This window comes from Aeribacillus composti, assembly GCF_031760945.1.
In the GTDB taxonomy this organism is placed as follows: Bacteria; Bacillota; Bacilli; order Bacillales; family Aeribacillaceae; genus Aeribacillus; species Aeribacillus composti.
Genome location: NZ_CP134501.1, coordinates 357810 through 371845 on the forward strand (window position 1 = coordinate 357810; position 14036 = coordinate 371845).

Below are 14036 nucleotides of genomic sequence, written 5' to 3' on the forward strand. Positions count from 1 at the left end.
GACTATTTCTTGTTTAGTACGTGGCTAAATCTTAACGCATGTTCAATTTCATCAGTCATGGCTCTAAAGAAAGCATCTCGAATCATTGGATCTTGTGTAGATAAATAATTATCACGGTATGTCTCATATGCTTCCAATTCTTGTTCATAAGCGATCCGCAGACCTTCTTGGAAATTTCGGAATCGAGTTATTTTTGTTTGATAAACCGGTTTTTTTCCTGTTAATGTTTGATAAAGCTGCGTGAATGTTCGTAAATGTATTTTTTCGTCTTCTAGCGCATGTTCAATTGCCTGTCTCTGTTCAGAAGTTTCCGCCGCCTTTGCCAATCTTGTGTAAAAATCAATAGCACTTGCTTCAGAAGAAATTCCGTTTAAGATAGCCTTCAGTATATTGTCAATGGAGCTGTTGTTTCTATTTTGTCTAATGAAGCTGTGGTCGTAAACTGGATAATAGTAGTTTACATAATGTGAATTCGTATACATGTAAATATCCCACCTTTCATTTTTCTTATGTCAGTTTATTCAGATATAGAGAAAAAGTGATGAATTGGGTGAAATCGAGACGTGTCGGAAACAAATTTTTGTTAAAAACTAAATTCTTATTGACTTGGAAGGAAAGAGGTTATATAATCATTTTCAAAATTATTTACTAAATAAATTATTTTCAGATAAGAAAAGCAAAGAAAAGGAGCAGTAAAAGAGGCCGGTGGCGCATAGAGAGCTGACCCTCAGGCTGAAAGGCCAGCCGTCCACCACTCTTTGAAGGTCACCTTGGAGCTTTGTTTTAGAAATAGCGCAAGCTAAAGTATAAAGCAACGGTTCTTCCGTTATCAAGAAAAGTCATGTATATGACTTGCTGAGTCTGTATTTCGCGAGGAATACAGAAAAGTTGAGTGGTACCGCGAATAACTCGCCTCAACAATCCAATACTTCTTTTTTGGATTGAGGCGAGTTTTTATTTTGATAATTTCATATGAAAAAGGTGAGGAAAAGGAGCAGTAGAAGAGAGCGATGACGTATTAGAGAGCTGACCCATAGGCTGAAAGGCCAGCCGTTATCTCTCTTTGAAGATCGCCTTGGAGCCTTGTTTTAGAAATGGCTTTTTGCCAAAGTATAAAACAACGGATCTTCCGTTACGAAGAAAGTCATCTATGTGTGACTTGCTGAGTCTGTATTCTGTGAGGAATACAGAGAAGCTGGGTGGTACCGCGAAGCATCTCGCCCCAGCAATCAACCGATGTTTTATGCGTTGGTGATTGCTGGGGCATGTTTTTTTAATTGGCTATTTCGCCATGCTGCCCGCTAAAAGAAAAGCCCGATTTAGCCAATCAAGCATTCAATAAAAATTGGCAACCAAATAGGTCTAGTCAGCAGCGCACAATAAAATTAAAATAATGAGAAAGGATGGATGAACATGAATCAAGTTATTGAATTTATTAAATCGGACCGGTTAAAAGAAAAGCCTGATCTTGAATCGTTAGGATTTGGAAAACATTTTACAGACCATATGTTTATATTGGATTATAATAAGGTGCAAGGGTGGCATTCCCCTCGTATAGTGCCGTTTGAACCGTTGGTGCTCTCGCCGTCAGCAATGGTATTTCATTACGGGCAAGCAATTTTTGAAGGGCTGAAAGCTTATAAAACGAATGACGGCCGCACATTGTTATTCAGACCGGATAAAAATATAGAGCGATTGAACCGCTCTTGCGAACGAATGTGTATTCCGCCCATTGCCCCTGATCTAGTATTGGAAGCCATTGTGCGGCTTGTTGAAGTGGAAAGAGATTGGATTCCAAATAAAGAAGGCACTTCTTTATATATCAGACCGTTCATCATTGCAACGGAACCATATTTAGGAGTTAGACCAGCAAGCGAATACAAGTTTATGATTATCCTGTCGCCAGTTGGAGCTTACTATTCAGGCCGTCAGCTCGTTCCTGTAAAAATTTATGTTGAAGATGAATATGTTCGCGCTGTACCGGGAGGAGTTGGTCATGTTAAAACTTCCGGAAACTATGCAGCTAGCTTATACGCCCAAAAAAAAGCGGAGGAATTAGGATACGATCAGGTGCTCTGGCTCGATGGAAAAGAAAATAAATATGTTGAAGAAGTTGGAAGCATGAACATTTTCTTCAAAATCAACGGTGAAGTGTACACGCCAAAATTAAACGGAAGCATTTTGAGCGGTATAACAAGAGACTCCGTTATCCAGCTAGTGAAAGATTGGGGAGTACCGGTGCATGAAGAACGCATTTCAATAGAAGATATCTTCAATGCCTACAAAAACGGGGAATTGGAAGAAGTTTTCGGAACAGGAACAGCAGCGGTAATTTCGCCGGTCGGAGAGCTGAAATGGAATGAGCATAAAATGCTATTGAATAATTCAGAAACAGGCGAGTTTTCTAAAAAGCTTTATGAAACGATCACGAACATTCAATACGGAAAAGCGGAAGACAAGTTCGGCTGGACGAAAGAGGTATAATTCAATTTATATTGATTTCAAATAAAATATATTAAGGTGCCATCCATCTTTATTTGCTTTCGAATCAGAAATATTGGCAGTGACAAAAAATTGTTTTTAGGTAAGAATGGAACAGAAAATGGAGAGGAGATAGATGATTGATTAAAGCTGTTTTTTTTGACTTAGATGATACACTTCTTTGGGATGAAAAAAGCGTCAGCGACACATTCCAATATGTTTGCACCACAGCAGAAGAACAATACGGGGTTGATTCAAAACAGCTTGAGGAAGCGGTTCGTCAAGAAGCGAGAAAATTGTATGAATCTTATGAAACATATCCATTTACAAAAATGATTGGCATCAATCCGTTTGAAGGCCTTTGGGCGAATTTTAGCGAAATCGTGCACGAACAGTTTGGGAAGCTTAATCAATTGGCGCCTGTTTACAGAAAAGATGCTTGGACGAACGGTTTGAAGGCGGTCGGTATAAATGATGCTGAATTCGGGGAAAAGCTGGCTGAGCTTTTTCATGCAGAACGGCGCAAAAGACCGCTCGTATATGAAGATACATTTGAAGTATTAGAACGGCTGAAACAAAACTATCGTTTGCTTCTTTTAACAAACGGGGATCCAAGCCTGCAAAAAGAAAAGATTGCTAGTGTTTCTGCTCTCTCATCGTATTTTGAGCATATTGTCATTTCAGGTGAGTTCGGCAAAGGTAAGCCTGATCCGTCAATTTTTGAACACGCACTAAACTTAATGGGTGTTCAAAGCAATGAAGTGGTAATGGTTGGAGACAAACTGAGCACTGACATACTTGGGGCATCACGGACAAATATCCGGTCTGTTTGGATTAATCGGAAGCAGTTGGAGCTTAGCGGAGAAGTCACTCCAGACTATGAAATCAGCCAATTAAGGGATTTATTGACGGTTTTAGAGAATTTAAAAAAGGAATAGAAATATTTTGATAGGAAAAGAATGAGGCTGGACTGGATGAAAAAACATCCGAAGTCCAGTTTTTTTAGATTCGTGCTTTTTATGAAAGGGCTGTCTTAGAAAATCAAATCGCCATTGAAAACAAAAAATCATAAACATCGATATATCAACGTTTCTAAAACATTCATGGGGGCGTCTATAAGCCGTAAAAACGACTTATTAGACACCCCCAGCGGCTTTTTCTTTATTTAAGATGCGAGCCTAAAAATTCTTTCACTTCCTCAGGTGTTTTTGCGTATGCGCTGTGCAGATGAGCGATTTTTTCGTTGTTTTTAAAAATTAAAATGCTTGGAATTCCCATTACTTGATATTTTTCAGCTAGGTCGGGGAATTGATCTTTATTGATCTCATACCATTCATATTGACCGTATTCTTCTAAAATGTCGCCGATAAACATGTCCATTCTTTTGCAATCAGGGCACCAATCGGCAAAAAACTTGATGATGGTTTCTTGATTGCTCTGAATCACTTGTTCAAACTGTTCTGCTGTCTCTATTGGCTTCATTGGATAACCCCTCCTTCCTTCGTATTTATTTTAATTCATGGTAAAGAAGAAGTGAATTTTTTTCTCCCGCAAATAAATTGTTCGGCAATGATAACAAAAACAACCTATATAATGATAAAATAAAACAGATGATTTTTTTCAAAACGGGAGGAAAAAATAAATGGCAATCAAACTGGCGCTTGTATATGGGGGCAAATCTGCCGAGCATCAAGTATCATTACAAACAGCTCGGGCAGTAATAAACGCTCTCGATAAAAATAAATTTGACATATATCCAATTTACATTACGGAGCAAGGGCAATGGGTAAAAGGAAAGCAATTGAACGGTCCAGTTGAAAGAGTAGAAGACTTGAAGTTTCTAGCGGGAAATTCCGAAGCTGGAGAAAAAGGTGAACATTTGCCGGTACCTTTCAGTCAAGAGCTATTTAACGCTCCAGGAAGCGCTGATCCAGTCCATGTCGTATTTCCGCTATTGCATGGACCGAATGGTGAAGATGGAACGATACAAGGAATGCTGGAATTGCTGAATATACCTTATGTTGGGAATGGAGTTTTGGCTTCAGCAGCAGGAATGGATAAAATCATTATGAAAAATTTATTTGCCCAAGCAGGACTTGCTCAGGCAAAGTACGTTTGGTTTACGAACAAAGACTGGGAAAAAGATAAAGAGAAGGTTTTTCAAAAAGTCGAGGAGCAGCTCGGGTATCCTTGCTTTGTAAAGCCAGCCAACCTCGGCTCAAGCGTAGGTATCAGCAAGGCAAAAGATCGGCAATCGCTCATTCAATCTATTGAAGAAGCGTTTCTGTATGATCGGAAGCTGATTATTGAAGAAAGTATTGATGGAAGGGAAGTTGAAATCGGAGTAATTGGAAATGACGAACCGATCTGCTCTGTTGTTGGGGAAATTGCTCCGAAAAAAGAGTTTTACGATTATAAAGCGAAATATGAAGACGGAGATACGGAGCTCATTATTCCAGCTGACATAACGGAAGAGCAATATGAACAAATCAAGAAAATGGCGCTGAAAGCATTTAAAGCTATCGATGGTTCTGGACTTGTTCGGGCAGACTTTTTCTTGAGAAAAGACGGAACACCGTTGATCAATGAAGTGAACACAATGCCTGGATTTACGCCGTTTAGCATGTTCCCTCTTTTATGGAAGCACAGCGGCATCGATTATCCGGCGTTGATTGAAAAATTGGTTCAGCTTGGAATCGAGCGATATGAACTAAAACAGAGAATCAAGTATACTATTTAAAGATCGTTCTTAGGGCGGCTGTGTAAAGCCGCCTTTTGAAAGGAGAACAAAATAGCATGATAAAACGGCAATTATCAGCAATTAAGCAGATGGCAAACAACGCAGAATTAAAAGAGGAATTTGAGAAGATTACCATCGAAGGAGTAACGACTGATTCGCGGAATGTCCGTAAAGGAAACTTATTTGTACCCATTATTGGCGAAAAGTTTAATGGACATGACTTTGTCGAGAAAGCGTTCGAAAATGGTGCTCATGCCTCTTTATGGTCTAGATCAGTCCCGAATCCGCCGCAAGACAAACCATTTATCATTGTCGACGACACCTTGGCAGCATTGCAGCAGATTGCTTCTCACTATTTGTTGGCAGTAAACCCAAAAGTAGTAGGGATTACAGGCTCTAATGGCAAAACAACGACAAAAGATATGATCGCATCGGTTGTGGGCACTCGGTATCGCGTGCATAAAACGAAAGGGAATTTCAACAACCATATCGGTCTGCCTTTAACAATATTAGATATGCCTGAAGATACAGAAGTGGCTGTATTAGAAATGGGCATGAACGCTAAGGGAGAAATTGAATTATTATCATCAATTGCACGTCCTGATATAGCCGTCATTACCAATATCGGCGATGCTCATTTACAAGATTTAGGCTCTCGTGAAGGGATTGCGGAAGCAAAGCTTGAAATTATAAAGGGTTTAAAAGAGAATGGAACGCTCATTTATCATGGTGATGAGCCTTTGTTAAAAAAAGATTATTCATGTCAAACCGTAACGTTTGGAGAAAAGAAAAACAATAATCTTTTTCCGACATCAATGGAGCAGTTGGGTGAAGGAACACGGTTTCGCGCCAATATAGCTGAACAGCCTTTTTTTATCCCTGTTTTAGGCCGTCACAATGTTTTAAACGCATTGGCAGCGATCGCTGTTGGAGAACTGCTAAAGATCGGACTGGATCGTATTGAAAAAGGGCTTCGCGATTTGAAAATAACAAACATGAGACTTGAATTGATTCAAACGAAGAACGGTCTGTCCATCATAAATGATGCATATAACGCGAATCCTACAGCGATGAAAGCAGCCATTGATCTAGTCCATGGTCTAAAAGGATATTCGCAAAAAATTCTTGTCTTAGGGGATATGCTGGAGCTTGGCGAAAGAGAAGTTGAACTTCATCAAGAAGTAGGAATGATGCTGTCTGATCAAGAAATTGATCACCTCTTTACATTTGGAAAACTCGGAAAAGAAATTGCCGTTGGTGCAAAGAAAGTTATAGATGAAAGAAAAATTCATGTGTTTTTTGACAAAGATGAACTAATTCATGAATTAAAGAAAGCTGCAGGCTCAAAAGATCTTGTGTTAGTGAAAGCGTCCAGAGGAATGAAGCTGGAAGATGTTGTTCATGCATTAATGAAAGAATAAAATAAAACATCATTTTGCTTGTGCTTTTGTTTTTATGCTTTTTTAGCTATAGTGCGGTAAGTTGAAATAGATTGATGGAAATGGTATGATAACACCTGCGGTGAATGGATAAAAATCCCTATGCGTACTTTCCAGCAAAAATCGGAGTTTACACTGATTCTCACGACTATGATAAGCTTACAGTTTCTAGAAAATACGCACAAGAGCCTTTTTATCCAGCAGCGCTTAATAAAAGTCTTAAAGGAGTTTGGAAAAATTGACAAATTTGTTTCACCAGTTCGGGTTGAGTCCGGAGCTGTTAAAATCAATAAAAAGAATGGGCTTCGAAGAAGCGACTCCCATTCAAATGCAGGCGATCCCTTTAGGCTTGAACAATAAAGACATCATTGGACAAGCGCAAACAGGGACAGGAAAAACAGCAGCTTTTGGCATCCCTTTAGTAGAAAAAATTAATGTTCATGATTCAGCTGTTCAAGCGATTGTGATAGCCCCAACACGGGAACTTGCTATACAAGTATCAGAAGAGTTATATAAAATCGGCTATGATAAACGGACAAGAGTATTGCCGATTTACGGAGGCCAGGACATTTCCAGGCAGATTCGGGCTTTGAAGAAGCCTCCCCACATCATTGTTGGAACACCTGGAAGGTTATTGGATCACATACGGCGCAATACGCTGCGGCTTGATTCTGTGCACACTGTCGTTTTAGATGAAGCGGATGAAATGCTCAACATGGGGTTTATTGATGATATTGAGCACATTCTTTCAAATATTCCTAGGGAGCGTCAAACCCTTCTATTTTCGGCAACAATGCCTGGTCCAATTAAATCAATTGCAGAACGCTTTATGAAAAATCCGACTCATGTCCGTGTAAAAGCGAAAGAAGTAACGGTTCCAAATGTGCAGCAATATTATTTAGAAGTGCCTGAAAAACAAAAATTTGAAGTTTTGACAAGACTTCTTGATCTGCAATCACCGGAGCTTGCGATTGTGTTTGGCAGGACAAAGCGCCGAGTGGACGAACTTTCTGAAGCATTAAATGTCCGCGGCTATTCAGCAGAAGGAATTCATGGCGATTTAAGCCAAGCGAAACGCTTATCTGTTTTGAACAAATTTAAAAATGGAGCCATTGATGTACTTGTTGCAACAGACGTAGCAGCCAGAGGGCTTGATATATCTGGTATCACCCATATATATAATTTTGATGTACCTCAAGACCCTGAAAGCTATGTGCATAGAATTGGAAGAACAGGACGGGCTGGGAAGTCAGGAAAAGCGATGACGTTTATAACCGCAAGGGAACGCGGTATTTTGGAAACCATTGAGCATACAACAAAAAGAAAAATGGATCGAATGCGTCCTCCTACTTTAGATGAAGCACTAGTAGGAAAACAAAAAATGACGGTCGAAAAAATTTGCTCTGTAGTGGAAACTGAAAATTTAGATCAGTATAAAAATTTTGCTGCGGAGCTATTGGAAAAATATGATTCCGTCCCATTGCTTGCAGCAGCTATTAAAATGTTAACGAAGGAGCCGGATACGACACCTGTAAAATTGACGGAGGAACCTCCTCTCCCTATGAAGAAAGAAAAAAGCAGAAATAAACGAAAGCTTGATTTAAAAAACAAACGGGTTGGACGGAAACGCTCCTTTCATTCAGCAAGATCGACAAAAGGATCGGCTAGCCCAAAATAATTGGAATGAAAAAGAATAATCAGACATGGAAAAAGAGGCATTCCAAAACTTGGAGCTGCCTCCTTTTTATATATTTGAAACTTTTTGCCTAAATGAAACGTAATTTTTTACAGAAGGAGACAAGGGAGGGAAAAACTTGCGGCGCGAACCACAAAATCGCATTAGTCCTAAAGCTGTTACTGTATGGAAGATCACTGCGGCTATTTGGAGCATCGTTGAGTTGCTGGTGATCATAGGCATATCCTTATTGATATTTTTTTTCAACTGGCCGAAATGGATTATTCCTATATTGGCAATTATTTGGTTGGTGTCTTCTATTTGTTCCATTTTCATTTTTCCAAATATTCGGTTGAAAATATGGCGATATGAAGTTCATGAGAATGAACTGGATTTGCAGCATGGATTGTTTACAGTTACCCGTGTGCTTGTTCCAATGGTGAGAGTTCAGCATGTAGATACCTCACAAGGACCGATTTTAAGAAAATATAACTTGGCGACTGTAACTATTTCCACTGCAGCAACGGTTCACGAGATTCCTGCCCTGGAAATGGAAGAAGCGGATCAGCTTCGCGATTATATCTCGAAATTGGCACGGGAGGCGAAGGATGATGTATGATCAGAAAAGATTGCATCCCGTAGCTGTTTTAGTGAAAATTGCGAAGGCGATTAAAGAAATTATAGTAACGAATATTTTCTTGTTTGTCACAAACATAGGAAACATCCGGTCGTTTTTATTGATCGGAACGATTCTAGCACTTATACTCACGATCATTTCCAGTGTGTTAAATTGGTTGAAATTTACTTATCGCATTGAAGAAAATGAATTTCGTGTTGAGCAGGGCGTTTTTTTAAAAAAAAATCGATATATACCGATTGAAAGAATTCAATCCATAAATGTAACCGCCGGTTTCATCCAGCGCCTCTTCGGTGTAGTGAAGCTTGAAATCGAAACAGCGGGCGGCATGGGCGAAGCAGAGGTTGAACTTAGCGCCATACGGAAAGAAGAGGCAGAACAGATTCGGACAATCATCAAGGAGCAAAAAAGACAAATAGCACAAGGAGAAGCAGAGCAAGACAAACTGGAAGAAGGAAGGGTTCTTTACAAAATAAGCTTTAACGAACTGCTTATTACTGCAGCAACTTCAAGCGGCTTAGGGGTTGCTCTGTCAATCGTAGCCTTTTTAAGCCAATTTGATGAAATTATTCCGTACGAAAAAATATTTGACAAGCTGGAATGGATTGTCCATGCAAGTGTGACGATGATTGTCATCTTATGTTTGATTGGTTTGATCATTGCGTGGATTATAAGCTTTATCGGGGTTTTACTCCAGTACGGAGATTTTACAGTTCGAGAAGAAGCCGGACAGATTATTATTTCAAGTGGCATTTTTGAAAAAAAACAGATTTCTATACCAATAGATCGTATTCAAGCAATTAAAGTAACAGAAAATTGGCTGCGCCAGCCTTTTGGATATGCAACTGTACATATTGAATCGGCGGGAGGCGGAAGTGACAAGGATGTCGAGACCATTTTGTTTCCGTTAATTCGGAAGAAACAAGTTAAAGAAAAGGTTGAAAGCTTTTTTCATTTGACGATAAACGAGACACTGCACCCGGTTCCGCGGCGTGCGCTGTCCAGATTTTTGCTCCGTATGCTGATTTTATCACTTCTCATAGCCGTCCCTTTATGCTTGTTTTTTAAACCATGGGGCTACTTATCACTTATTCTCATTCCTTTTGCACTGGTGCTCGGATATTTTCAATATAAAGATACAGGTTGGTATTTAAATGGAAAAGAATTGACGCTGTCTTTCCGCGTGTTGAATAAGACAACCGTCTTTTTCGAAAAAAAGCGGATTCAATCATTGGAATTGAAACAATCCTATTTTCAGAGACAAAAAGATCTGACTTCTGTTCAGTGCAGTATTATTTCCAAGTCTACTGGAAGCTTTTTTGCTGTTAAAAACCTCGAGGAAAAGGACGGAATGGGAATTTATAAATGGTTTTCAAGAAGAAGTGAAGGACAAGTTTAGAAGCTCCCATCTCTCATGTGGATGGGAGTGATTTAAATTTTTACAACACATATAAAATAGCCGCAAGTATAAAAACGAAAACAAAAATCCATATCGACCATTTTTTGAAAAATAATTTCATTCCTTCCTGCCGAACCGGTTGATGATAATACGTATAATGAATGAAGCTTGGTTTTTTGCGGACAAACACTTTACCTAGCAAAAATCCAGCCAGAAGTCCTGTTACATGTGCAACTACATTGATATGGGCATCAATAAAGGACAGTACGAGAGCTATGGCTGTAACCGTTAAGATCATTTGAGAGTTTTTTTGATCCATATATTCCTTTCGGAAAAAACAGATGAACATGTACGTGCCCAAAATGCCAAAAATCGCCCCTGAAGCTCCTGCATGAGAATAATCCATTGGCATGATCAAATAGGTTGCAATGTTGGCTATAATGCCTGATGCACTGTAAATGACCAGAAAATAAATTGACTTTACCATTCGTTCCAGCGGCGGGGCAAAAATAATAAGTGTGATTGTATTAAACAAAAGATGGGAAAAGCTAGTATGCAAAAAAATTGGTGTAATGAGCCGCCACCATTCCCCTGAATGAACCCCTGCATTGTATCCGGTTAAAAAAGAAAATAGAAGCGTAAAAATTGGGAAAGAAAGTTTCATCATAATCCATAACACAACATGTATGCAGCTTATGATCGTGACAGCAGGATAAAGGCGAATAAAAGTGTGAAGGCTTTCTGTTCTGCGAAACATGTGAATTCTCCTTTTCAACAGGACAAGTATTCTATAATCATTTGTATGATTTTCAATTTATAAATAGTACAGTAGAAAATTAAAGGGATGTGATGGTGTGATCGTTGGGATTGGACTTGATATCGTTGAAATGGACAGGATGAAAGATATTATGGAGCGGAGATCCAACATTATTGACAGAATCTTATCGTTTCGCGAAAAGGAAATCTTTAATAAATTGCGGGATTCAAGACAATTGGAGTTTTTGGCAGGCAGATTTGCCGCTAAAGAAGCATTTAGCAAAGCATTAGGGACAGGAATCGGAAAGACAGTGGGCTTTTTAGATATTGAAATTTTACATGATGAAAAAGGGAAACCGATCATTGTGCAAAATATTACATCAGACCGGGTGTTTGTGACAATCACTCATTCAAAAAATTTTGCTGCTGCACAAGTAATCATTGAAAGCCTGTCAAGCTAGTCTGCATATTTGCTGACCTTGCCTCATATAGTTGTAATGCGGTAGGGGAGACAAGTCAGAAATTGTTCACTGACTCTTCAAAACTTCCTAGTGACGCTAATTGAGGCAAAGGGGTTGAAAAATTTGACGAGAGGCGTAAAGCTCGTGATTGTCTGTCTGCTTTTTGTGGGATTAATATCTGCATGTGGCGTAAAATCAAAAGAAGACGTTTCAAGTGCATTGAACAAAAAAATTGAAGAATTAAAAGGCTATAAGGTGAACGCCAAAATGACGATCAAAACAGCGGAAGAGCCGCATGTGTATGAAGTGGAAATTTGGCACAAAAAGCCCCATTATTATCGAGTGCTATTAAAAAATGATGACAGGGATCAAAGCCAGATTATTTTAAGAAATGATGATGGGGTATTTGTTCTGACTCCTGCTTTGAACAAAAGCTTCCGTTTCCAAAGCAATTGGCCGCAAAATTCGAGTCAAGCTTACCTGTATGAATCGCTTGTCCAAGATATATTGAAGGATAAAGAAGCGAAATTCGAAGTCGGGGAAAAGAACTATGTATTTGAAACAAAAACCAATTATCAAAACAATCAAATGCTCCCATACCAAAAAATTGCATTTCATAAGAAAAATTTGACACCTTCATATGTGAAAGTGATGGATGTTGATCGGAATGCGCTCGTTTCTGTTGAATTTTCCAATTTTGAATCGAATCCAAAATTTGATAAAAATGCCTTTGAAATAGAAAAAACGATGTCCAATGCCCAAGTGGATATTCCTGTTTTGGCTCAATCAGCGAACAAACAATTTGCTGTTCTTTATCCGCTTAAGGAAGACTTGCCGGAAGGTGTCGATCTCGTCCAAGAAAAGGAGCTGAATACAGATAGTGGAAAACGAGTAGTATTAACTTACGGAGGCGAAAAATCATTTACTCTTATTGAGGAGCTTGCGGAAGTTTCACCAGTTACCTCTTCAGAATTTGTCAGTGGAGAGCTGGTCGATTTAGGGTTTGCAGTTGGGGCGCTGACCGACAATTCTTTAACATGGACCTATAATGGTGTGGATTATATGCTCGCTTCAAACGAACTGACGCAAAAAGAAATGATTGCAGTTGCTCGTTCTGTACAAAGCCAATCAGGGAAGTAGTAAAATTGAGCGGCAAAAGAAACGATCTTCTGCCGCCTTTTTTATGTACTATTGTTTAAAAAGAAACAGTGATATAAAATAAACAAAACGATATCGTTGGAGATGAAATTAAGATGCAGAACTATTTCCGAGATACATGGGCAGAAATTAATTTAGATCATATTGAAGCGAACATTCATGGATTAAAAGAACATTTGCCGAATGAAACTGAAATTATTGCTGTTGTGAAGGCTAATGCTTATGGTCATGGAGATGTGGAAGTTGCCCAAGCAGCATTGTCAGCAGGTGCGGCTAAATTAGCAGTCGCTTTTCTAGATGAAGCATTGAAATTGAGACAAGCAGGAATAAAGGCCCCTATCCTCGTTTTAGGAGCGGTAAGACCAGAAGATGTTACAGTTGCAGGAGAAAATGGGATAAGTGTGACTGCCTATTCAGCTGAATGGCTGGAAAGTGCGGGAAAATATTTAGGAAAAACATCAGTCAACATCCACTTGAAATTAGACACAGGTATGGGACGGATCGGAATAAGAGATAAAAAAGAACTCGAACAAGCCATTTCGCTCATAAAGGGACAGCAGTTATTTCGATTAGAAGGCATATTCACTCATTTTGCCACAGCAGACGAACACGATACAGAATATTTTGAACAGCAATATGAACGTTTCCTGGAATTATTGCAAATCGTGGATACAGACGGTTTGATTATTCATTGTGCAAACAGTGCTGCGACTCTTCGCTTTCCAACAAAAACTTTTAATGCGGTTCGCTTTGGCATTTCCATGTATGGTTTGGCGCCATCGGAATTTATCAAAAGCACGCTGCCTTTTCCGTTATATGAAGCCTTTTCTTTACATTCAAAGATTGTTCATATTAAAAAAATAAAAAAAGGGGAAAAAGTAAGTTACGGAGCAACATACGCAGCGAAAGAGGAGGAATGGATTGGTACGGTTCCAATCGGTTATGCTGATGGATGGATTCGAAAATTGACTGGTTCGGAAGTTCTTGTCGATGGAAGGCGCGTTCCTATTATCGGGCGCATTTGCATGGATCAACTGATGATTAAGCTTCCGGAAAAAAAACCTGTCGGGACAAAAGTGACACTTATCGGTTCACAAGGCAATGACATGATTTCAGTTGATGAAGTGGCTAAACGGCTGGAAACGATTAATTATGAAATTCCATGCATGATCAATTGGCGGGTTCCTCGGATTTATATAAGAAATGGAGGCAAAACAAACATAAGAAATCCTCTGCTTACTGAAAAATGAAGAAACTTGAATAAAATATTCATATCAATGCCGATAATAT

Annotated in this window: 12 protein-coding genes, 1 pseudogene and 2 other annotated features; of the genes and pseudogenes, 10 read left to right on the top strand and 3 right to left on the bottom strand. The window is 39.1% G+C overall.

The annotated features are described in order from the left end of the window. Positions 1 to 2: 2 nt before the first annotated feature. Positions 3 to 482 (bottom strand): ferritin family protein, encoded by a 480-nt coding sequence (locus RI196_RS01845; RefSeq protein WP_130158889.1) that lies wholly within the window; start codon positions 480 to 482, stop codon positions 3 to 5. A gap of 188 nt (positions 483 to 670) precedes the next feature. Continuing rightward, positions 671 to 920 (top strand) — a binding site (T-box leader). A gap of 55 nt (positions 921 to 975) precedes the next feature. Then, positions 976 to 1228, top strand: a binding site (T-box leader). Between the two features lie 185 nt (positions 1229 to 1413). On the opposite strand from RI196_RS01845, the gene RI196_RS01850 reads away from it, so the two are divergent. Further along, positions 1414 to 2484 (top strand): branched-chain amino acid aminotransferase, encoded by a 1071-nt coding sequence (locus RI196_RS01850; RefSeq protein WP_311066797.1) that lies wholly within the window; start codon positions 1414 to 1416, stop codon positions 2482 to 2484. 140 nt (positions 2485 to 2624) lie between these two features. Further along, positions 2625 to 3419, top strand: a complete 795-nt coding sequence (locus RI196_RS01855; protein WP_311067314.1) for an HAD family hydrolase — start codon at positions 2625 to 2627, stop codon at positions 3417 to 3419. Positions 3420 to 3642: 223 nt separating this feature from the next. Here the strand turns inward: RI196_RS01855 and RI196_RS01860 are convergent, their stop codons facing one another. Continuing rightward, on the bottom strand, positions 3643 to 3963 hold the full coding sequence (locus RI196_RS01860; protein WP_063388220.1) for a thioredoxin family protein: 321 nt from the start codon (positions 3961 to 3963) through the stop codon (positions 3643 to 3645). Positions 3964 to 4123: 160 nt separating this feature from the next. On the opposite strand from RI196_RS01860, the gene RI196_RS01865 reads away from it, so the two are divergent. From RI196_RS01865 to RI196_RS01885, 5 genes are all read left to right on the top strand, one after another. Further along, on the top strand, positions 4124 to 5221 hold the full coding sequence (locus RI196_RS01865; protein ID WP_066247084.1) for a D-alanine--D-alanine ligase: 1098 nt from the start codon (positions 4124 to 4126) through the stop codon (positions 5219 to 5221). Positions 5222 to 5277: 56 nt separating this feature from the next. After that, positions 5278 to 6642, top strand: coding sequence for a UDP-N-acetylmuramoyl-tripeptide--D-alanyl-D-alanine ligase (locus RI196_RS01870; RefSeq protein WP_311066798.1), 1365 nt, complete (start codon positions 5278 to 5280; stop codon positions 6640 to 6642). 256 nt (positions 6643 to 6898) lie between these two features. Then, positions 6899 to 8338 (top strand): degradosome RNA helicase CshA, encoded by a 1440-nt coding sequence (cshA, locus tag RI196_RS01875; protein WP_375338776.1) that lies wholly within the window; start codon positions 6899 to 6901, stop codon positions 8336 to 8338. A 136-nt stretch (positions 8339 to 8474) separates the two neighbouring features. Continuing rightward, a complete protein-coding gene (locus RI196_RS01880) occupies positions 8475 to 8954 on the top strand; it encodes a PH domain-containing protein (protein WP_063388223.1) in 480 nt (159 codons plus the stop codon). Further along, positions 8944 to 10371, top strand: a complete 1428-nt coding sequence (locus tag RI196_RS01885; RefSeq protein ID WP_066247079.1) for a PH domain-containing protein — start codon at positions 8944 to 8946, stop codon at positions 10369 to 10371. Before RI196_RS01880 ends, RI196_RS01885 begins: the two co-directional genes overlap by 11 nt. A 172-nt stretch (positions 10372 to 10543) precedes the next feature. Here RI196_RS01885 and RI196_RS01890 read toward each other — a convergent pair. Then, positions 10544 to 11128, bottom strand: a pseudogene (locus tag RI196_RS01890) (rhomboid family intramembrane serine protease); the annotation flags it as partial. Positions 11129 to 11225: 97 nt separating this feature from the next. Between RI196_RS01890 and acpS the strand changes: the two are divergent. The 3 genes from acpS to alr all read left to right on the top strand — a co-directional run bounded on the left by acpS (position 11226) and on the right by alr (position 13996). Further along, a complete protein-coding gene (gene acpS, locus RI196_RS01895; protein ID WP_063388226.1) occupies positions 11226 to 11588 on the top strand; it encodes a holo-ACP synthase in 363 nt (120 codons plus the stop codon). Between the two features lie 123 nt (positions 11589 to 11711). Beyond that, positions 11712 to 12728, top strand: coding sequence for a LolA family protein (locus RI196_RS01900; protein WP_201108609.1), 1017 nt, complete (start codon positions 11712 to 11714; stop codon positions 12726 to 12728). 113 nt (positions 12729 to 12841) lie between these two features. Next, positions 12842 to 13996: an alanine racemase gene (gene alr / locus RI196_RS01905; RefSeq protein WP_311066799.1), complete on the top strand. Its 1155-nt coding sequence runs from the start codon at positions 12842 to 12844 to the stop codon at positions 13994 to 13996. Positions 13997 to 14036 lie beyond the last annotated feature (40 nt).

Bases quoted from the DNA above. Each gene is read 5' to 3' on its own strand.
- RI196_RS01885 (WP_066247079.1), top strand. From the start codon at position 8,944: ATGATGTATGATCAGAAAAGATTGCATCCCGTAGCTGTTTTAGTGAAA.
- RI196_RS01860 (WP_063388220.1), bottom strand. From the start codon at position 3,963: ATGAAGCCAATAGAGACAGCAGAACAGTTTGAACAAGTGATTCAGAGC.
- RI196_RS01865 (WP_066247084.1), top strand. From the start codon at position 4,124: ATGGCAATCAAACTGGCGCTTGTATATGGGGGCAAATCTGCCGAGCAT.
- alr (WP_311066799.1), top strand. From the start codon at position 12,842: ATGCAGAACTATTTCCGAGATACATGGGCAGAAATTAATTTAGATCAT.
- RI196_RS01870 (WP_311066798.1), top strand. From the start codon at position 5,278: ATGATAAAACGGCAATTATCAGCAATTAAGCAGATGGCAAACAACGCA.
- RI196_RS01850 (WP_311066797.1), top strand. From the start codon at position 1,414: ATGAATCAAGTTATTGAATTTATTAAATCGGACCGGTTAAAAGAAAAG.
- RI196_RS01845 (WP_130158889.1), bottom strand. From the start codon at position 482: ATGTATACGAATTCACATTATGTAAACTACTATTATCCAGTTTACGAC.